A 19,155-nucleotide genomic window follows, 5' to 3' on the forward strand; every position below is an offset into this window, starting at 1 on the left:
GGTTAAAAGCTGCTTTCTTTGCTTACTTTCTTTGCAGCAGCAAAGAAAGTGAGTCCCGCCCCGGACAGGGGCAGAGCTAATAGACCAAAAAGAAAACAAGTTCCATGGGAGCACAGGCGCATCAAACGGTTGAAACACCAACCCCACCCCACAGCGCCAGCATCAAAACCCCCGCCGCATCGCCCGCTCAGCGGCTCCCGTCTCCCCACGCGGCACGAAGATATAACCCTGCCCCCACACGGTCTGCACATAGCGCGGCTCGGAGGGATCGGTTTCGAGCAGCCGCCGCAAGCGCCAGATCGATACATCGAGGCTGCGGTCGCGATACGAGCCCGCCTGCCCGCGCAGCTTCTCGTTCAACTGCGAGCGCGTCATCACGACCATCTCGTTCTTCACGAAGATCTTGAGCGTTGCGAATTCGCCGGAACGCAGCGGCACGCGCTCACCGTCGCGTCGCAATTCGCGCGCAGCGAAATCCACTTCGAACGGGCCGAAGCGATACGGCGGCCGATTCTCGGGCGCACCCGGCGCCGCAGCATGACGGCGCCTCAGCACCGAGCGGATGCGTGCAAGCAGTTCGCGCGGATCGAACGGCTTCGCGAGGTAATCGTCGGCGCCGAGTTCGAGGCCGATCACGCGATCGATCACGTCGGCGCGTGCCGTCAGGAACACCACCGGAATGTCCTCGCCGCCGTCGCGCAATTCGCGCAGCGCGCTGATGCCGTCCTTCTCGGGCATCATCACGTCGAGCAGCACGATCGATGGCCGCTCAGCCTCGATACGCCGCTTCAGGCTCGCGCCGTCATGCAGCACAGAGACCGCGAAGCCGTGGGATTGAAGGTATTCGCGAACGAGGTCGCGCACGACGGGGTCGTCATCGACGACGAGTACTTGTTGAGTCATGCGATCAATTTTAAGACGCACGGCACTATTTTTGCGACAGTGCACTGCTTTCCGTTTCTTACCGTTTGATGCAGTCATACAACGCGGCAACGCCACGCCCGCATGCCCCGTCCATATTGAAATCGGGCATTCCAGCCCCTTAAACAAGGCCTTTTGGAAACATCCGAAATGCGGCCTTTACAACACACCGTAAGATTCCGTAATGGGGCCGCAATCGCAAAACAACGTTATTTTCGGGATGCGGTAATAAAATTTCAGGATGACTACATCGGTTTTGATCGTCGACGACGACCCCGTGGTGCGCGACCTGCTGTGCCGCTTCCTGAGAGCGCGCGGACTCGACGTGTCCGTGCTGCACGACGGCAGCGGCCTGCGCAGGCGGCTGGATCTCGAACGCCCGTCGATCGTGGTGCTCGACATCATGATGCCCAATACCGATGGCCTGCAGGCGCTGCGCCAGCTACGCGCCGGCGGCGACGACATCCCCGTGATCTTCGTGACCGCGTGCGGCAGCGTGACCGATAAAGTGGCGGGGCTCGAATCCGGCGCCGACGATTACCTCGCGAAACCCTTCGATCCACGCGAACTGCTGGCGCGAATCGAAACGGTGCTGCGGCGGCGCGCGCCAGTAGCGAGCAAGCCAGAACCGCGTGCGCGCGAACGCTTCGGCCGCTTCGAAGTCGATTTCGTCACGCGCTCGCTCGTCGCGGACGATGAGCGCGTGCCGCTGCGCGACAGCGAGTTCGCGCTGCTGAAAGTGTTCATCCGGCATCCGTACAAGGTGCTCTCGCGCGTGCTGATTCACGATCTGGTACACAGCGACGACCTCGCGTTTCGCGACCGAGGCCTCGACGTGCCGATCTGGCGCCTGCGCCGCATCATCGAGGACGATCCCGCAAGCCCGCGCCACATTCAGACGGTGCGCGGACAAGGCTACGTCTTCGTGCCCGATGCTGACGGCGCGCGCTTCACCCTCGAAGAAGCCCGCTCCCCATGACGCTGCGCAAGTCCGTCTTCCGCCCGTTCAATTCGCTGTTCGGGCGAATGGCGCTGATCTCGATTGCGGTGCTCGTCGTCGTGCAGGCGGGCTGGTTCACGATCCTCACGGTCCAGCGTCCGCGCCACGATGCCGACGGCTACGCGCGCGGCCTCCTGCTCGTCATCGAAGCAGCGAACAGCGACGCGACGCTCGGCGGGCGCCTCTCGCGTGCGATGCGCGTGCATCTCGTGCCGGTCTGGAACATGCCGGCAACCGTTGTTCTGAGCGATCCCGCCAAGACGCGGATCGCGCGTCTCGCGCGGCAACTCGCGGAAGTGCTGCCGCCCGGAACGCAACTCGCGGTAGACACGCGCGACGAGCGCGCGCCGCACCTCTGGGTGCGCTATCCGACGAGCAGCAACTGGATCGTCACGCCGATCGACCTGCCGCCGCCTCCGCCGTTCCTAAAGGAGACGATCGGGATGCTGCTCGGCGCCGTGATCCTGTCGCTCTTCGCCACGTGGCAGTTGCAGCGGCCGATCTCGCGCGTCTCGCAGGCGGCGCGGCGCTTCGGCGCGGGCGAGCGGCCCGTGCCCCTGGACATTCACGGCCCGCGTGAATTGCGCGACCTGATCGGCGCGTTCAACCAGATGATGCGCAGGATCACCGATGCCGATGACGACAAGGCCGTGATGCTCGCCGGCATCGCGCACGACCTGAAGGCGCCGCTCACGCGCCTTAAGCTGCGCGCGAGCATGCTCGTAGACGATGAAGCCGAGCGCAGCCACTTCATGCGCGACATCGATTCGCTCACCCGTATCGTGCAGCAGTTTCTGGAGTTCGCGGCGCGCTCGCCGTCGCAAGGTCCGGAAGTCTCCGTCGATGCCTTTCTCGCCGAGCAGTTTCCGCTGCCCGAAGACGGCGACGCCGCGCTCTTCGCGCTGTCGCTCGAAGCGGGCGATGCGTTCCGCCTGCCGCGCACGTTCATCGACCGGCTGATGACGAATCTCGTCGACAATGCGCTCGAACATGGCGAGCCACCGGTCGAGATCGCGACGGCGCGGCGCGCGGGCGAGTGGATCATCGACGTGCGCGATCACGGCCCGGGCATTCCGGCCGATCGTATCGAAGATGCGCTGAAGCCCTTCGTGCGCCTCGATCCGGCCCGAAGCGGCGATGGTCATTGCGGATTGGGGCTCTCGATCGTCGAACGGCTCGCGGGCGAATGCGGCGGCCGCTGCGAAGTGCGCAACGCGGAGGACGGGGGCCTCGTCGTATGTATCGCGATACCGGTGGACCGTCGCGTTCACGCGCAGGCGCTCACCACAAGATCAACGACATGATGCCTTTCCCGATTCCTCGCGGCGCAACGCTCACGCGCCGCGCTTTCCTGCATGGCGGCACACGTGCCGCGCTGATGTCGGTCGCCGTACCGGGCTTAGGCGCGAGCCTGCTGTCCGCATGCGGCGGCGCTAGCGACAACACGCAAGTGACCGATACGCCGCGCCTCGCATCCGTCGAAAATTTCCGCGACGTGAGCGGCAGCGGCGATGGTTACCCAACCGCCGACGGCAGAAGATTGCGACGCGGCGTGTTCTATCGCTCGGGCGCGCTGACGTCCGACGCAAACGATGCCGCCACGCTCGACCGCTTGCAGCTTCGCGTCGTACACGACCTGCGCACGGTGAACGAAGCATCGCTCGCGCCGGACCGCGTGCCTTCGGGCGCGACGCGCGAACCTGTCGATATCGCCCCGCTGAACGCGCAAGCGACGGTGCCCACGAGCGAAGCCGCCGCGCGCGCCTGGATGATCGACGCGCAACGCCGCCTCGTCACCGATGCCACCGCGCGCGCGCATTTCGGCGCGCTTCTCACGCGACTCGCGAACACGCCGGGGCCGCAGATCATTCACGGCGCAACGGGCAAGGATCGCACCGGCTGGGCGGCAGCGCTGCTGCTGGCAATAGCGGGCTCGCCGCTCGATGTGATCGTGCAGGACTATCTGCTGACCAATAGCGTTGCGGCATCGGCGATTGCGGCGCGCATCGAAGCGCACGCCGCGCGCGCAAACGTGAGCGGGGCCTTTGTCGCGCCGCTTTATCGTGCGGAGAGCGCAACGCTCGAAGCCGCGTTCGATCAAATGCAGCAGAGCTTCGGCACGCTGAATGACTATCTGCTCAAAGGGCTGAACGTCGCGCAGGCCGACGTCGGAATGCTGCGCGCGAAGCTCGTGCTGTAACGCGCCATCGCGGAAGAAAAAACGGCCCGCCCTGGAACAACAGGCGAGCCGAAGAGGGATGATTGCTGCGTAACGTTGCGGAGATTAGCATCGCGATCGCGTCGAATAACGCCAAGGTAAGGCAAGGAAAGGAACACTCATTCCATTTGTACGACTACCATCCGGTCGACGAGCGCATCGAGCTTCTGGCTCGCGCTCGCGAAGCGGTCGACGTTCAGGCCGCGCGTCTCGTAGCGCGCCGTCACGAGGATGTGGCCGCGCTGCACGAGCGTCAGATCGATGGCTGAAAGATATGCCGATGGCTGGTCATTGAACGCGCGGCGGTCCCAGTCGGTCGTCGCGGCATAGACGAGCATCGCCTCGCAGCCGGGCGGCGACGTGCCCGGGTTATAGACCATCGAGTTCACGCCGCGACGCTGCAACGCCAGTTGCAGCGTCGGCACGAAGTCGCCGGCCGCGACGGTCTGGTTCAACTCGATGCACACCGTACGCAGCGACGCGGGCTTGCCGGTGACGTAAGACGGCGACGAATAATTCGACGCCACTGTGAAGCCCGCCTGCACGAGCGAACCGGCGGCATCGGCGGCAGAGATCAACGTCCAAGCGCATCCCGTCAGCAGGTTCGCGCAGGCTATCGCCACGCAGGGTCCGGCAAGCCGCGCAAGCATCGCTCAGCTCTCAGCGCACGACGCGAAGACGCAACGCGCTTGGGCCGTCGGTACTTGCCGTCACGGCGACGCGGCGCGGCGCATCCTTTACGTCGCTGCGGATCACGAAGTGCTGGCGCGTCGCGGTGTTGACGTCGTGCACGACGTTTGGAAAGCATGCGGCGATGTCGGCGCCGAGTTCCTGCAACGGATCGGCGACGACGCCATCCGCGCCCCAATGCGCCTTCCAGCGGCAATCGTAGGCGTGGCTGCTCGCGTGGCAAGTGCCTTGACCGGGAGCGCCGGCGGGCATCAGCGGACGGGCCTGATCGAGCGTCGTGAAGGACTTCGCCGCGACGATCTCCTTGAGCGCCGAACAGACGTCGGGAAGATCTTCCGCCGATGCGTGCATCGGCGCGGCGAAAGCAAAGAGCGCGCAGACGAGCGCGCGGGCGGGCAGTGAAAAGACGGAACGTGCTTGCATGGGTTTCGATCGATGGGTGGCTTACATGGCGCATCGGGGTAACGCGCATCGTCATGTTCAGCCAGCCCGTCGAACCGCAAAGCGGCAATCAAGGTTCCTATTCGCGAAGTCCTTTCCAGATGTTATCGATGCGAATGCGATACTCTCGATACGCCGTGTCCTTTCCTGATTTCGAATGCCATGCCCGTCTACGACTATGAATGCGCCGAATGCGGCTTCTTCGAAGCCACCCGCCGCATCGCCGAACGCGACTATCCCGCCATCTGTCCGAATTGTCACGGCGCAGCGGCGCGTGTCGTCGTGGGTGCGCCTTCTTTGGGCGGCTCGGCGACGTCAGCATCTTCGGATGATTCCGCCGGCTCGTACGGTATGAAGCATCGGGGGTCGTGTTCGTGCTGCTAGCCGCAGCGTTACTTCAACCCCGCTGCCAGCCGACGCCGCGCAAGCCACCGCACCGCTAGCAAACACCCCACCATCACTGTCAGCGATAGCACCGTCGTCATCGTGCCGAGCGCGTAGATCACGGGCGTCGTGACCGAGGTCGTCAGTCCCTGCAATTCGAGCGGCAGCGTGTTCTGCTCGCCGATCGCCTGCGACGTGCGCGCGATCTCGTCCCACGAAAGCGTGAAGCCGAACATCCCGACGCCGATCACCGAAGGTCCGATGATCGGCAGCACCACGTGGCTGAAGCTCTGCCACGGCGTCGCGCCGAGATCGCGCGACGCCTCCTCGTAAGCCGGATTGAAGCGGTTGAACACCGCGAACATCACGAGCAAGCCGAACGGCAGCGTCCACGTCAGATGCGCGCCGAGCGCCGACGTGAAGAGGCCCATCGAGGTCGTGTAGCTGTCGGCAAACGACTCGAAACCCCACACATTCGCGAGATACTTCACGCCGTTGTCGAGCAGGCGGAACGTGAGCCCGATGCCGAGCGATACGATGATCGAAGGCATGATGAGACTCGACACCGACACGTAGAACACCGCCGTATCGCCGCGAAAACGCCGCCTGAACGCAAGTCCGGCCGCCACGGAGAACAGCACCGTCAGCACCGTGACTGCCAGCGCGAGCCGTACGGAACGCCAGAATGCACCCCAGATGTCGATATCGCCGACTCCGCCGCGAAGCGCCTCGAACCAGTGCAGCGAAACGCCGCGCATCGGAAACGTCAGGCCGCCTTCGGGACCCTGGAACGACAGGATGAAAATCGTGATGACCGGTCCGTAGAGGAACAGGACGAAAAGTCCGAACAGCAACGCGAGCCAGTAGAAGCTCGCCGGACGGTGCTCGCGATGCTTGAGTCCACGCGCCGCCATGTCAAAGCTCCTTTCTGATATCGACCACGCGCGTCAGTCCCCACACGATCATCAGCACGACCGCGAGCAGCACGACCGCATTCGCCGCCGCCGCCGGAAACTGGAGATAACCCGTCTGCACCTGAATGATCTTCCCGACCGATGCGATCTGCTGCCCGCCCATCACGCCGACCGTGAGGAAGTCGCCCATGACGATCGTGATCACGAAGATCGAGCCGATCACGATGCCGGTCTTCGAGAGCGGCAGCACCACGTCGCGAATCACCTGCCAGCCGCTTGCGCCCGCATCGCGCGCGGCTTCGAGCAGCGACCGGTCGATGCGCATCATCGCGTTGAAGATCGGCACGATCATGAAGAACGTGTAGAGATGCACGAACGCGAGCACGACGGAGAAGTTCGAGTACAGCAGCCATTCGAGCGGCTGGTCGATCACATGCGCGCCGATCAGCGCCTGATTGACGAGACCATTGCGCCCGAGCAGCGGAATCCACGAAATCATGCGGATCACGTTCGACGTCCAGAACGGAATCGTGCAAACGAGGAATAGCACGGTCTGCATGCCCGTCGAGCGCACGTGGAACGACAGGAAATACGCGATCGCGAATCCGAGCAGCAGCGTGACCGCCCAGACGATCGCGCAGAACTTGATCGTCGACCAGTAGGTCTTGAATGTGACGCAGACGTCCGTCATCGACGAGCAGCCGTCGAAGATCGCCGCGTAGTTCTTTAGCGTGAACGCGGGGATGATCTGGTATTCGTTGAAGTCCCAGAAGCTCACGATCAACGTGATCACGAGCGGCACGATGAAAAAGAGCGCGAAGGTCAGCGTGAGCGGCGTCGCCTGCAACCATGCGCTCACGCGGCGATGGCGCACGGGTTCTTCCTGCGCGGGAGTGAGAAGCTCGATTGAAGCCATTGAGTGAACCCGTTGAAAAGCAGCGGCCGGCGCATTACCGGCCGCGTTTCATAAACAAACGCGCCCTATCAAGCCGCGATGAACTCGTTCCATTTCTGCACCATGTAGATGTTCTCGTCCATCACCGCGTTCCAGCAGGCGATCGCACCCATGCGCTGCGTGTACGACCCGCCGTCGCGCACGGTGCCAGCTTTCTCCAGCAACTGGCCGTCGGGCGCCTTGATGTCCTGCGCCGCGGCCTTGCCTTCGATCCAGTAGTCCCACTCGTAGGGCTGCATGTGCGTCTTCGCGGTTTCGAGCACGCCCGAATAGTAGCCTTGCCGCATCAGGTACGCGCCGGCCCAGCCGTCCTGGAACCAGTTGACGAACTCATACGCCGCATCGAGTTTCTTGCCTTGCAGCGAGCGCGGAAAGCCGAAGCCCGCCGCCCACGAGCGATAGCCCTCCTTCAACGGCTGGAACGTGCATGCGACGCCCATAGTGCGCACCTTCGTGACCGCCGGCGACCACATCGACTGGATCACCACTTCGCCCGATGCCATCAGGTTCACGCTCTCGTTGAAGTCCTTCCAGAACGCGCGAAACTGGCCCGCGCGCTTCGCTTCGATCAGGATCTTGATCGTCTGGTCGATCTCGGCCTTCGTCATGTTGCCCTTGTCGCCGTACTTGACCTGGCCCATCGCCTCGATCGCCATCGCCGAATCCATGATGCCGATCGCGGGAATGTTCAGGAGCGCCGCCTTGCCCTTGAACTGCGGATTGAGCAGGTCGGCCCACGTCGATACCGGGCGCTTGATGAGGTCGGGGCGAATGCCGAGCGTGTCGGCGTTGTAGGTCGTGGGGATCAGCGTCATCCACTCGGTCGGCGTCGAGGAAAACTCGGTCGAGCGCGCGCCCTTCAGGAACATGACCTTCTTCGGCGCCGTGCCCTGATCGCCGATCTTCTTGCCGTTGACTTCGCCCTTGGTCAGGACCGGCGTGATTTTGTCGGCAAGCTTGATGCGCTTCACGTCCATGCCCGCGAGCGTGCCCGACGGAATCAGCTTCTTGAGCGAGAAGTACTCGGTATCGACGATATCGAACGAGTTCGGCTGCGTGATGATGCGCTTGGCGACGTCGTCGGTAGTGACAGGGATGTACTGGATGTCGATGCCCGTGTCCTCCTTGAATTTCTTCGCGATGTCCGAGCTCTGGTTCACCGCCGTGCCGAGATAGCGCAACACGATTTTTTCCTGCGCGTGCACGTACGGAAAGCCCGCGATGCCCGCCGCTGCGACCGCGCCCTTGATGAACGTGCGGCGCGACAGGCCCGTCTCCTTCGCGCCGGTTTCGGGCGCTGCCGCCGGGCTCTCGTTCGATTCGCTCATTGCCATTCTCCTCGGTTGAATTTGTCGTTCGACTGTGAGTTCATGCCGCTAAAGGATGCGCGTCCTGCTCGTCCCACCAGACGGTCACGCGTGCCTCGGGACCAAAGCGCTGCGGGTCGTACTCGGCGTCGCTCATCATCGAAATGAGTTCAGGCGAGCCGTCGAGCGGTGCGAGCGTCATGCGCAGATGAGTGCCCTGGTACTCGGCCTCGCGCACCGTGCACGCGACGCCGCCGATACGGCTCATGCCACTCCCACCCGATGCGGCCTGCACCGGCGTTACGCCATGCGGCGCGATGCGCAGATGATCGGCGCGCACGGTGAAGAGGCGTCCGCTCGTGCCGAGCACGTTGTGCCCGCCGAGAAAGCGCGCGACAAATTCCGTGCGCGGCCGGTTGAAGACTTCGTGCGGCGTGCCGCTCTGTTCGATATGACCATGGCTCATTACGACGACGAGATCCGCAAGCGCCATCGCTTCTTCCTGCGAGTGCGTGACGTGTACGAACGTGATGCCGAGTTCCTTCTGCCAGCGCTTGAGTTCGGCGCGCATCTGCACGCGCAGGAACGGATCGAGTGCAGAGAGCGGTTCGTCGAGCAAGAGACAGCGCGGCTGATTGAGCAACGCGCGCGCGAGCGCGACGCGCTGCTGCTGTCCGCCCGACAATTGCGCGGGCTTCCTTTCCGCGAACGCCGACATCGCGACGAGTTCCAGCAGTTCGCCCGCGCGCTTGCGCCGCGCGTCCTTCGCGACGCCGCGCATCTTCAGGCTAAACGCTACGTTGTCGAGCGCGCTCAGGTGCGGGAAGAGCGCGTAGCTCTGGAAGACCATCGCCGTGCCGCGCGACGCCGGTTCCTCGCGCGTCACGTTGCGCCCGCCGATCAGCACGTCGCCATCGGAGACCGATTCGTGGCCCGCGATCATGCGCAGCGTCGAGGTCTTGCCGCATCCCGACGGCCCGAGCAGGCAGCAATACGCGCCACCGGGAATGCGCAGGTCGATGGCGTCGACGGCGAGCGCGTCGCCGTATTGCTTGGAGACGTGGACGAGTTCGATATCGGCGGCCGATGTCTTTACCACTGTCGAAGCCGGTTGAACCATGAAGACATGTCCTTGGTGGAACAACGATGGGCAAGCGTGCGGTCGCAAGTGTTTGCAAGAGGTGTGCCATTCCGAAGCGCCTGAGACGCCACGGTGTCTTTAGCCAAGGCCGATCGCGCGTCTACGAACTGGCGCGCAACTTGCACACGATCCGTAAGCCTGATCGTCGGCAATCTGGAGCGGCGCTCGTGTGCGATTGCGGTGCGGACCGCGTTCCGCCGTGGGGCACGTTTTGGCCAAACCGGTTCATTCAGATCAACAACAGTCACCGGCTCATTCGAAGATGAACGACTCGAGCAACGCGCATTTGGCCATCCACAACGAGTTCGGCCCCCTCGCCACGCACGGGCGCTTTCCCTATCGTCCCATCGTGGATTCCGATGGATATCGCTGGCCCAACGGCAGCGGCCTCGCGGTGTATCTCGGCTTCAACCTCGAGCACTTCGCGTTCGGCGAAGGACTGGGCGCCGCGCTCGGGCCACTGTCGCCGCAGCCAGACGTGCTCAACTTCAGCTGGCGCGAATACGGCAATCGCGTGGGCGCGTGGCGCTGCATCGAACTGTTCGACGATCTCGATTTGCCCTCGGGTACGCTGATCAACACCTCGCTCTATGACCACTGTCCGCAGTTGATCGAAGCCTGTGTCGCGCGCGGCGACGAGCTGATCGCACACGGACACACCAACGCGCAGCGTCAGAGCAACCTCGACGAAGACGGCGAACGCGCGCTGCTCCTGCACTGCCGCAGGCGGATCGCGCAGCAATCGGGCGTGGCGCCAGCGGGCTGGCTTTCGCCGTGGATATCGGAATCGCATCTCACGCCCGATCTGCTCGCGCAAACAGGCTACCGCTACACACTGAACTGGTGCCACGACGACCGCCCCGTGCGCATGACGACACGCGATGGTGCGTTATGGTCGATCCCGTATCCGCAGGAATTGAACGACTTGCCGATGATCATCGGCCGGCAGATGGACGGTGGCGCCTTCGCCAACATGATCATCGACCAGTTCGACGAGATGCTTGCGCAAGCGAACCGGGGCCACGCGCCGCAAGCGCTCGTGATGGGGATCGCACTGCATCCGTACATCGTCGGGCAACCGTATCGGTTGCGGCATTTGCGGCGCGCGCTTTCGCACATCGCGGCCGCGCGCAACGACGGCGACGTCTGGATGACGACACCCGGCGCAATCGCGAGCTTCATGGACGAAGCCATGCCCGTGCATCGCGCGGCATGATCGATCAGGCGAGGAGCCAAGTGGACGTCGACGCCCGCATCTATCAATCGATCTTCGATGGCGTGCTAAACCGCCGGCTCGCGCCGGGCACCAAATTGCCCGAGCCGGAGCTGTGCCAGTTATTTGGCGTCGGGCGCGCGGTCGTGCGGCGCGTACTCGAAAAGCTGGCGTATGACGGCATCGTCGTGTTGCGGCCGAACAAGGGCGCGGTAATCGCGCAGCCGACGCGCGAAGAAACGCGCGAGATTTTCGAGGCGCGCCGCTCGGTGGAACGCGCGCTCGTCGAGCTTGCGGTGCCGCGTGCGAGCGCCGCCGATATCGCCGCGCTGCGCGAGCAGCTCGCCGCCGAGCACGACGCGATGCATCGCTTCGACCAGCCTTCGTGGGCGCGTCTCGCGAGCAGCTTTCATCTGCGTATCGGCGCGCTTGCGGGCAACACGATCCTGCAGAACTACCTGACGGAACTCGTGCCGCGCTGCTCGCTGATCGTCGGCGTCTACGAGCCGACCGGCAACGCGCCGTGCGAACACGACGAGCACGGCGCGATCCTCGATTGCATGGAAGCGCGCGACGCCGCTGGCGCGGTCGCGCACATGGACGCGCACCTTCGCGGGCTGGAAGCGCGCATCGAAACGTCGCGCATGCCGGGCGAGAAAAGCCTCCGCGCATTGCTCGGCATCACCGGGACATAGGCGCCTCAATGGAAATCGACTTCGAAACGATCACCGAGTATCAGCGCTACAAGCTGATGGCGAGTCTCATCGTGCCGCGTCCAATCGCGCTCGTCACCACGCTCGGCGCGGACGGCACCGTCAACGCCGCGCCGTTCTCGATGTTCAACATGCTCGGCGAGGAACCGCCGATCGTGATGATCAGCGTGAACCGGGTTGCCGACGGCACGCTGAAGGACACGGCAGTGAACATCGTGCGGACGGGGGAGTTCGTCGTGCATCTGTCGGACGAGGCGATCGCCGCGAAGATGCATCGCTGCGGCGAACGCTTGCCGCCGAACGTCAGCGAACTCGCGGAGGTCGGGCTCACGTCGGTCGCGAGCACGCGCGTCGCGCCGCCGCGAATCGCGGAGGCGCCGGTCGCGTTCGAATGCACGCTGTGGGAGACGCTGGAGACTACGAGCCGGCAGATTTTCATCGGCCGTGTGCACATGCTGCACGCACGCGATGAACTGATCGATACCGAAACCTGGCGCGTGCGGCTTCAGCACTACTTCCCCGTGGGACGCTTCGGCGCGAGCGATTACGTGACGACGCGCGACCGGTTCACGCTGGGGTGAGGAAATACGGGAGGCGAGCGCCTCCCGATGCGGCAAAGTTACTTCGTGCCGATGAACACCACGCCGGCCTTCGACGGCGTTTGCGCGAGCGCGTGGATCTGGCTGCCGTTCAACACGCCGATGCCGCTCGCCGTCGTGTTCGGATACGCGCAGCCGGTGCCCGCGCCGAAGGTGAGACTCACGTCGTACACGTTGCCCTTCGCGTGCGGCTTGATCGTGCCGGTGAACGGGCAGTTCGTGCCGTTTCCGGCGATGTTGCCGGCCGCATCGACGGTGATCGTGACGCTGTCGATGCCGACCGTCGTCCCGATGTTCGTCGCGCTGCTGCCCGTGAATTTGCCCGCGACGGCGGCTTGCGTCGGTGTCGCGTCGTAGCTTGCATCGTAGTTGCCGCTGAAGTCCGAGCGTGCGCCGTTCGCGTACGAGACCGACGCCTTGAGCCATTGCTTCGCCGAATACGAGCCGCTCACCACGACGGAATTCACGCCCTGGCCCTCGTAGTTGTAGTCGATGCCCGATCCGTTCGACAGATTGCCGTTCAGCGACGAAACCGAGCCCGCGACGACGCCGGCGATCACGTTCGTCGAGTTCGGCGACGCGTATTCGGTGTAGACGCGGCCGTCGTCCAAAATCAGTACCGACGCCTGGCGGCCGCTTACCGTCCCCGTGTACTGCCCCGCCGCCGTCGGGCTGGCGGCGTCTAGCGCACCGCCGCCGTCGTCACCGCCGCCGCCGCACGCGGCCAGAATTACGCTCATGCCAACTGCTGCAACAATTCCCGTCTTCACCTTGCTCCTCTCCGTAGTGCCATCTCAAAATCAATCGGCGAGAATTGTAAGTATCTGTAACACAATTGTGAAGGGTGGATTTACAACAGGGGTACGCGCAGGCGTCGCCAGTGGCGGCGGCGGTGCAGTTGAGCGGACTGCCGGAGCGCTCGTTCAAGCGGCGTGTTCAGCAGGGGACAGGGATGTCGCCCGTGGGCTACGTGCACACGTCGCGGCTGGGAGAAGCCAACAGATGCTCGAATCCGATCATCAGCCGATCGAGGCGATCGCCAATGAAGTGGGTTACGAGAATACGGGGTTTTTCAGCCGGTTCTTTCGACGGAACGTGAGTTTGACACCGGCGCACAGTATCGAAGGAGATTCGGGACGATGCGGGCGGCGTTGGCGGGTTGCTGACTCAAACGGAAGCGCTCGCTTCCTCAACCCGATTCCGGCCAAGCGCCTTCGCCCGATAAAGCGCCGCATCGGCAAGCGCGACCAACGCCGCGGGATCATTTGTCCCGCCCGACACCGACGATGCATACCCGATCGAAATAGTCACACGCTGCACATCACCCGACGGCCCGCGCATCTCGAGCTGATCGATCGCCTTGCGAGACGTCTCCGCAATCGCGAGTCCAGCACGCCGATCGCAGCCCGGCAGCACCACGACGAATTCCTCGCCGCCATACCGCGCAACGAAATCGCCCTGACGCCGCAAACACGCTTCGAGCGCACGCGCAACCCGCCGCAAGCACTCATCGCCGGCCTGATGCCCGAACGTATCGTTGAAGCGTTTGAAATGATCGACGTCGAGCAGCAGCAGCGAAAGCGGCTGGCCCGACACCGCAGCCGCCGCCATCTCACGCGGATAGCGTTCATCGAAGGAAGCGCGGTTGAAGATGCCCGTCAGCCCGTCGTGTGCCGCCGACTCCTTCAGCGCCAGATGCGCCGCGCTCAGCTTGCGATAGAGACCGCTCGTCTCGTACACGAGCATGCCGAGCACCGCGCTCGCGGCGAACATCGAAGCGACGCGCGCCGCGTACCAGCCGACGCTGTAGCGCGCACTCGCGTTGAGCGTCAGCGCGACGTCGGCAAGGCCGGCGAGCAGCGCGATCGCGAGCCAGAGGTCCATCAACGTCCGAAGGCGCGTCGTGGATACGTGCAAGGCCAGCGCTGCCACACAGAGCGCTACGACCAGCACGGCAACCGGATTACTCGACAGTTGCGTGTACGACGTCCCCGAGATCAGGCTCGGCAGCAATAAGCCTTGGTACACCGACAAGGCGCAGAGCGCGGCACTGAGCGCAATGGCGCCGGCAATCACCGCACGGCCGATGCGATGCCGCGCGACGGAATCGTCGATGGCGGGGCGGTGCGCTGCACGCACCGCGAGCGCGACCATCACGAGCGTCGGAAAGCCGCCATGCCAGAAGACCCAGATCCAGATCGCGCTTTGCGGTCCGGCACCGAGCAGGCCGCGAGCCGAGAACACGCCGGGGAATACGAACAATTGAATCGCAGTGGTGACGCTGACGAACGCATAAGCGCCCGCGAGTGTCGCGAGGAAGAGGCGGCCTGATATGCGGTACTGCGTCCACAGCAGGAACGCGGTGAGGCCTTCAGTCAACGTGACCCAGGTGGCGAAGATCGGGAGGAACGGAGGGACGACGGGAGCCGCGGTTTTGGCATGCGGCCACACGAGCACGACAGCGAGGAACATCGCAGCCGCGGTGCAGGCGGCTGCGATGCGGTGGCTCTTCGTCGTGCGGATGTGGCTGAGCGTCGCTTCCATGAACCCGATGAGATGGCGCGTGGCGCCGTTTCAAATGAACGCCACGCGAAGCGCCGCGAACGCCTCTTTGCTGAACCAGATAACGGGACGGGAGGCGATCTACAGGCGGGGCAGGAAACCTAGTTTAGCAGCGGCTGCGGGTTGAAGCGAAGGCACGGCGCTGACGTGGAGCCTCATGGCAAAATGGCCCGCACGAGGCGGGCCATTTCCTTTACAACTCGCGCGAACGCGTCGCTTACACAGGCTGGATATTCGATGCCTGCAGACCCTTCGGTCCTTTCTTCGCTTCGAAGGTCACCTTCTGGTTTTCCTGCAGGCTCTTGAAGCCCTCCGAACGGATCTCCGAGAAGTGCGCGAACAGATCGTCGCCACCTTCATCCGGCGTGATGAAACCAAAACCCTTTGCATCGTTGAACCATTTGACCGTACCTGTTGCCATTTTCATTCCAGTAATGTGATGTGTCATATCGATGCCAAAGATCGGCGCACCGCCGAAGCATCGTGTTTGAAGCGGTGCGTTTCTCGTACTTTGGTCAGGAAATCGTATATCGGTTCTGCGGACCGCCGGTGTACAGATTCTTCGCCAGCCCGAGAATCCGCTCGCGGTTGCGATCGAACGCGGCGAGGAGCGCCGGTTCGCCCGTGCCCGCGTCGGGGTTCAGCTTCGTCAGCATCGCATCGTCGACGAGAAAGGAAATCTCGCGCGAATTGTCATAGCCCCAGAAGCACACGCAGTGCCTCGAAGGGTCGTAGCTGCGGCTGGGGTTGGGGAAGGTCAGTGCCACGGCGCTCTTCTTCATCTAGGCGCCCAGGCACACGTAGCGCCACTTGCTCGCGTTGACATCGAGCCGTGCGTCGTTGTCGAGGCGCTTTTGGGCGCGCTCGGCGTCCGCGCGCTCGAATGCCGTCGCGCGCGCACGCTGGGCAACCGCGTGTTCGCTTTGCTTCGGCTGCACAGGCGCTGCGGGGACCACTTTGACTTGCGATGTCATGTTCGTTCCGTTTCGAGGGTGAAGAGGTGAGGCGCAGTCGATACGGCTGGCCTGAAGCAGCGGGGAGTGCGGCGCCTTGGGACATCAGGCGGCAGAAAAAGCTGCGGATAATCGATGGAGGGATGGCTGTGGCGCGCAGGCGCGCGCACCGGACCCCCTGAGAATGCACTGATAACCGACACTACGCAAGCGCTATCTCAAATCATTTCGGATAGCGCGTGCAACGCCGGGAACACTACGACGCCTCGATGATGACCTTCAGCGCATGCGTATCGGCGGCGTGGCCGAAGGTCTCGTACGCGTTCATGATGTCGTCGAGGCGAAAGCGGTGGGTAATCAGCTTGTTGGGCTCGAGCCGGCCCGACCGCACGGTCTTGAGCAGCATCGGCGTGCTGACCGTATCGACGAGACGCGTCGTGATCGTGATGTTGCGGTCCCAGAGCGCTTCGAGATGCAGGTCCGCCTTGACCCCGTGCACGCCGACGTTCGCAATCGTCCCGCCTGCCGCGACGATCGACTGGCACAGCTCGAACGTCTCCGGCACGCCCACGGCCTCGATCGCGCAATCGACGCCCGCGCCATCGGTCAGCTTCATGATCTCCGCGACGGCCTCCGCGCGCCCGATATCGATACACGCCGTCGCGCCGAACGTGCGCGCGATCTCGAGCCGGTTCGCGTCGCGGTCGATCATCACGATCTGCGCGGGCGAATAGAACTGCGCCGTCAAGAGCGAGGCGAGCCCGATCGGTCCCGCGCCGACGATCGCCACCGTCGAGCCGGGCTGCACCTTACCGTTCAGCACGCCGCATTCGAAGCCGGTCGGCAGGATGTCTGAGAGCATCACGAGCGCTTCTTCATCGGCGCCGGCCGGAATCGGATACAGGCTCGTTTCGGCATGAGGAATGCGCACGTATTCGGCTTGCGTGCCGTCGATCTTGTTGCCGAGTATCCAGCCGCCCGTCGTGCAGTGCGAGTACATGCCGCGCCGACAGAACTCGCATTTTCCGCACGACGAGATGCAGGAGATCAGCACGTGATCGCCAGTTTTGAATGACGATACCGCCGCGCCCACGCGCTCGATCACGCCGACGCCCTCATGTCCGAGGATGCGGCCCGGCTCGCACGTCGGGACGTCGCCCTTGAGGATGTGCAGGTCGGTGCCGCAGATCGTCGTGCGTGTGACCCGGACGATGGCGTCGGTCGGAGCGGCGAGTTCGGGCATGGGCCGCTCGTCGAGCGACTTCGTGCCGGGTCCGTGGTAGACGAGTGCCTTCATCGAAAGACTCCTTCGCATGGGTGTCGTGATGCGTGCGACTCACTCTATTCGCATGCGTTTCGCAGCGATTGACGAAGGTCAACGAACCACGCGCTTCATTGATGTGAACAATCCCGCCAGCCCTCACTTTGCGACTTCATTCTTGCCCCATCTGATTTGCTTATCGGACGCTGTCGTAGGGGGTTGTTGCCAAAAATTTTCTCCAAAATTCGGTGGACAACGCCATCGCCTGTCCTGACATGCGTTTCACCGATCTTCATTCGCGCAGCCCGGTCCCTAAAACGCCCGAAAAGCCATCGCCATAGTCATTCCATCTGGTTAACCCGCCCATTCACGGCAGGCCGCTGCATGGCTATCTTTCACCTCAGACGGCAATTCGAATCAATTCCGCTTTTCCTGATCGCAAACGGAACGTGGATATGGCCACCGCCCGAAACGCCGCCCCGATAAACAGGTCAGATGCCCCCGCATGGCACGTCGCGTCGCCGCTTCGCAGCGGGACCGCCGTCACGGTGCATCGGTATGAAGGAGTAAAGGTATGGCACGGATCATCGGAGGCATCGCCGCCTCGCACACCCCCACCATCGGCTTCGCGTTCGACAAGAACAAGCGCGACGATCCCGTCTGGGCGCCGATCTTCGAGAACTTCGCGCCGCTCGCCGACTGGATCGCCGAGAAAAAGCCCGACGTGATTCTCACGATCTACAACGACCACGTCACGTCGTTCTTCTTCGACCACTACTCCGCGTTCACGCTGGGCGTCGGCCCGGAATGGCACGTCGCGGACGAAGGCGGCGGCGCACGCGATCTGCCGCCGATCAAGGGACATCCGGAGCTGGCCGCGCACATCGGCACGTCGCTGATGACCGACGAATTCGACATGTCGTTCTTCCAGAACAAGGCGCTCGATCACGGCTGCTTTTCGCCGCTCTCGATGCTCTGCCCGCACAAGCCCGAATGGCCTGTGAAGATCGTGCCGCTGCAGATGGGCGTGCTTCAGTTACCCGTGCCGAGCGCGCGCCGCTTCTACAAGCTCGGCCAGGCGCTGCGGCGTGCGATCGAAAGCTATCCGGAGGACATCAAGGTCGCGATTCTCGCAACGGGCGGTCTGTCGCATCAGGTGCACGGCGAGCGCGCCGGTTTCAACAACACGGAATGGGACCACCGGTTCCTCGATCTCTTCGAGCGCGATCCCGAGCAGCTCGCCGACATGACGATCGCCGAATACGCGGCGCTCGGCGGCTACGAAGGCTCCGAAGTGATCATGTGGCTGACGATGCGCGGCGCGCTGTCGGCGACCGTGGTCTGCAAGCATCGCAGCTACTACCTGCCGTCGATGGCAGGCATCGCGACCGCGATCTACGAAGGCGAGGACGGTGAGACGAACCCGGCGGTCATCGAACGGCATCGGCAGAAGATGGCGGTCCAGCTCAAGGATGTCGAGAAGCTCGAAGGCACTTATCCGTTCTCGATCGAGCTTGCGGTGAGGGCTTACAGGATCAACGACTACCTGCATCGGATGGTCGAGCCAGCGCATCGCGAGGCTTTCCTGAGCGATCCCGAGGCGAGCTTCGAGGCGGCCGGATTGTCCGATGAAGAGCGCAACCTGATCCGCCAGCGCGACTGGCGCGGACTGCTGCACTACGGCGTCATCTTTTTCATGCTCGAAAAGCTCGGCGCCGTGACCGGTGTTTCGAACCTGCATATCTATGCCGCGATGCGAGGGCAGACGCTCGAAGACTTCCAGCGCACGCGTAACGCGCCCGGCGCGTTGTACTCGGTGGCGGGAAAGAGCGCTGGGAAGCTGGATTGGGAAGGCACCGAAAAAGGCAAGAACTGAGACGCGG

21 protein-coding genes are annotated in these 19,155 nt (G+C 63.6%); 8 read left to right on the forward strand and 13 right to left on the reverse strand.

The features are described from left to right. Nucleotides 1-162: 162 nt before the first annotated feature. Nucleotides 163-903, reverse strand: coding sequence for a response regulator (locus tag AWB67_RS25660; protein WP_087659026.1), 741 nt, complete (start codon nt 901-903; stop codon nt 163-165). 259 nt (nt 904-1,162) lie between these two features. On the opposite strand from AWB67_RS25660, the gene AWB67_RS25665 reads away from it, so the two are divergent. From AWB67_RS25665 to AWB67_RS25675, 3 genes are read left to right on the forward strand one after another with little or no spacing between them, the layout of a single operon-like run. Next, nucleotides 1,163-1,900 carry a response regulator gene (locus AWB67_RS25665; protein ID WP_087659027.1) on the forward strand — a complete coding sequence of 246 codons (738 nt, stop codon included), beginning with the start codon at nt 1,163-1,165 and terminating at the stop codon, nt 1,898-1,900. After that, nucleotides 1,897-3,225: an ATP-binding protein gene (locus AWB67_RS25670; RefSeq protein WP_235025314.1), complete on the forward strand. Its 1,329-nt coding sequence runs from the start codon at nt 1,897-1,899 to the stop codon at nt 3,223-3,225. The genes AWB67_RS25665 and AWB67_RS25670 overlap by 4 nt, the downstream gene beginning before the upstream one ends. Beyond that, nucleotides 3,222-4,121, forward strand: coding sequence for a tyrosine-protein phosphatase (locus AWB67_RS25675; protein ID WP_087659028.1), 900 nt, complete (start codon nt 3,222-3,224; stop codon nt 4,119-4,121). Before AWB67_RS25670 ends, AWB67_RS25675 begins: the two co-directional genes overlap by 4 nt. 137 nt (nt 4,122-4,258) lie before the next feature. Here AWB67_RS25675 and AWB67_RS25680 read toward each other — a convergent pair whose 3' ends face one another. Together AWB67_RS25680 and AWB67_RS25685 are read right to left on the reverse strand one after the other, a co-directional pair. Further along, nucleotides 4,259-4,789 carry a hypothetical protein gene (locus AWB67_RS25680; RefSeq protein ID WP_087659029.1) on the reverse strand — a complete coding sequence of 177 codons (531 nt, stop codon included), beginning with the start codon at nt 4,787-4,789 and terminating at the stop codon, nt 4,259-4,261. A 10-nt stretch (nt 4,790-4,799) separates the two neighbouring features. Beyond that, nucleotides 4,800-5,252: a hypothetical protein gene (locus AWB67_RS25685; protein ID WP_087659030.1), complete on the reverse strand. Its 453-nt coding sequence runs from the start codon at nt 5,250-5,252 to the stop codon at nt 4,800-4,802. A gap of 180 nt (nt 5,253-5,432) precedes the next feature. On the opposite strand from AWB67_RS25685, the gene AWB67_RS25690 reads away from it, so the two are divergent. Further along, the gene (locus AWB67_RS25690; protein WP_087659031.1) at nt 5,433-5,654 is read left to right on the forward strand and encodes an FmdB family zinc ribbon protein; all 222 of its coding nucleotides are present in this window, start codon (nt 5,433-5,435) and stop codon (nt 5,652-5,654) included. 8 nt (nt 5,655-5,662) lie between these two features. On the opposite strand, the gene AWB67_RS25695 is transcribed toward AWB67_RS25690, so the two are convergent. From AWB67_RS25695 to AWB67_RS25710, 4 genes are all read right to left on the reverse strand, one after another. Further along, on the reverse strand, nt 5,663-6,568 hold the full coding sequence (locus AWB67_RS25695) for an ABC transporter permease (protein WP_087659032.1): 906 nt from the start codon (nt 6,566-6,568) through the stop codon (nt 5,663-5,665). 1 nt (nt 6,569) lies between these two features. Continuing rightward, a complete protein-coding gene (locus tag AWB67_RS25700) occupies nt 6,570-7,484 on the reverse strand; it encodes an ABC transporter permease (protein ID WP_087659033.1) in 915 nt (304 codons plus the stop codon). Nucleotides 7,485-7,552: 68 nt separating this feature from the next. After that, a complete protein-coding gene (locus AWB67_RS25705; RefSeq protein ID WP_087659034.1) occupies nt 7,553-8,851 on the reverse strand; it encodes an ABC transporter substrate-binding protein in 1,299 nt (432 codons plus the stop codon). Between the two features lie 40 nt (nt 8,852-8,891). After that, nucleotides 8,892-9,950, reverse strand: coding sequence for an ABC transporter ATP-binding protein (locus tag AWB67_RS25710; RefSeq protein WP_087659035.1), 1,059 nt, complete (start codon nt 9,948-9,950; stop codon nt 8,892-8,894). 283 nt (nt 9,951-10,233) lie between these two features. On the opposite strand from AWB67_RS25710, the gene AWB67_RS25715 reads away from it, so the two are divergent. From AWB67_RS25715 to AWB67_RS25725, 3 genes are read left to right on the forward strand one after another with little or no spacing between them, the layout of a single operon-like run. Further along, nucleotides 10,234-11,187 (forward strand): polysaccharide deacetylase family protein, encoded by a 954-nt coding sequence (locus AWB67_RS25715; protein ID WP_087659036.1) that lies wholly within the window; start codon nt 10,234-10,236, stop codon nt 11,185-11,187. Then, nucleotides 11,184-11,879, forward strand: a complete 696-nt coding sequence (locus AWB67_RS25720) for a GntR family transcriptional regulator (protein WP_087659037.1) — start codon at nt 11,184-11,186, stop codon at nt 11,877-11,879. Before AWB67_RS25715 ends, AWB67_RS25720 begins: the two co-directional genes overlap by 4 nt. A gap of 8 nt (nt 11,880-11,887) precedes the next feature. After that, complete coding sequence (locus AWB67_RS25725) at nt 11,888-12,478, forward strand: flavin reductase family protein (RefSeq protein ID WP_087659038.1); 591 nt, start codon at nt 11,888-11,890, stop codon at nt 12,476-12,478. Nucleotides 12,479-12,516: 38 nt separating this feature from the next. On the opposite strand, the gene AWB67_RS25730 is transcribed toward AWB67_RS25725, so the two are convergent. The 6 genes from AWB67_RS25730 to AWB67_RS25760 all read right to left on the reverse strand — a co-directional run bounded on the left by AWB67_RS25730 (nt 12,517) and on the right by AWB67_RS25760 (nt 17,308). Further along, a complete protein-coding gene (locus AWB67_RS25730; protein ID WP_087659039.1) occupies nt 12,517-13,236 on the reverse strand; it encodes a hypothetical protein in 720 nt (239 codons plus the stop codon). A 427-nt stretch (nt 13,237-13,663) separates the two neighbouring features. Beyond that, nucleotides 13,664-15,040 carry a sensor domain-containing diguanylate cyclase gene (locus tag AWB67_RS25740; RefSeq protein ID WP_235025316.1) on the reverse strand — a complete coding sequence of 459 codons (1,377 nt, stop codon included), beginning with the start codon at nt 15,038-15,040 and terminating at the stop codon, nt 13,664-13,666. 235 nt (nt 15,041-15,275) lie between these two features. Further along, nucleotides 15,276-15,479, reverse strand: coding sequence for a cold-shock protein (locus AWB67_RS25745; protein WP_087659040.1), 204 nt, complete (start codon nt 15,477-15,479; stop codon nt 15,276-15,278). Nucleotides 15,480-15,573: 94 nt separating this feature from the next. Then, a complete protein-coding gene (locus AWB67_RS25750) occupies nt 15,574-15,840 on the reverse strand; it encodes a DUF1488 family protein (RefSeq protein WP_087659041.1) in 267 nt (88 codons plus the stop codon). Then, nucleotides 15,841-16,032 (reverse strand): hypothetical protein, encoded by a 192-nt coding sequence (locus AWB67_RS25755; RefSeq protein WP_087659042.1) that lies wholly within the window; start codon nt 16,030-16,032, stop codon nt 15,841-15,843. Between the two features lie 235 nt (nt 16,033-16,267). Then, on the reverse strand, nt 16,268-17,308 hold the full coding sequence (locus tag AWB67_RS25760; RefSeq protein WP_087659043.1) for a zinc-dependent alcohol dehydrogenase family protein: 1,041 nt from the start codon (nt 17,306-17,308) through the stop codon (nt 16,268-16,270). A gap of 538 nt (nt 17,309-17,846) precedes the next feature. Between AWB67_RS25760 and AWB67_RS25765 the strand changes: the two genes are divergently transcribed. Beyond that, nucleotides 17,847-19,148, forward strand: coding sequence for a gallate dioxygenase (locus tag AWB67_RS25765; protein WP_087659044.1), 1,302 nt, complete (start codon nt 17,847-17,849; stop codon nt 19,146-19,148). Nucleotides 19,149-19,155 lie beyond the last annotated feature (7 nt).

This window comes from Caballeronia terrestris (assembly GCF_001544515.1).
Taxonomy (GTDB): Bacteria; Pseudomonadota; Gammaproteobacteria; order Burkholderiales; family Burkholderiaceae; genus Caballeronia; species Caballeronia terrestris.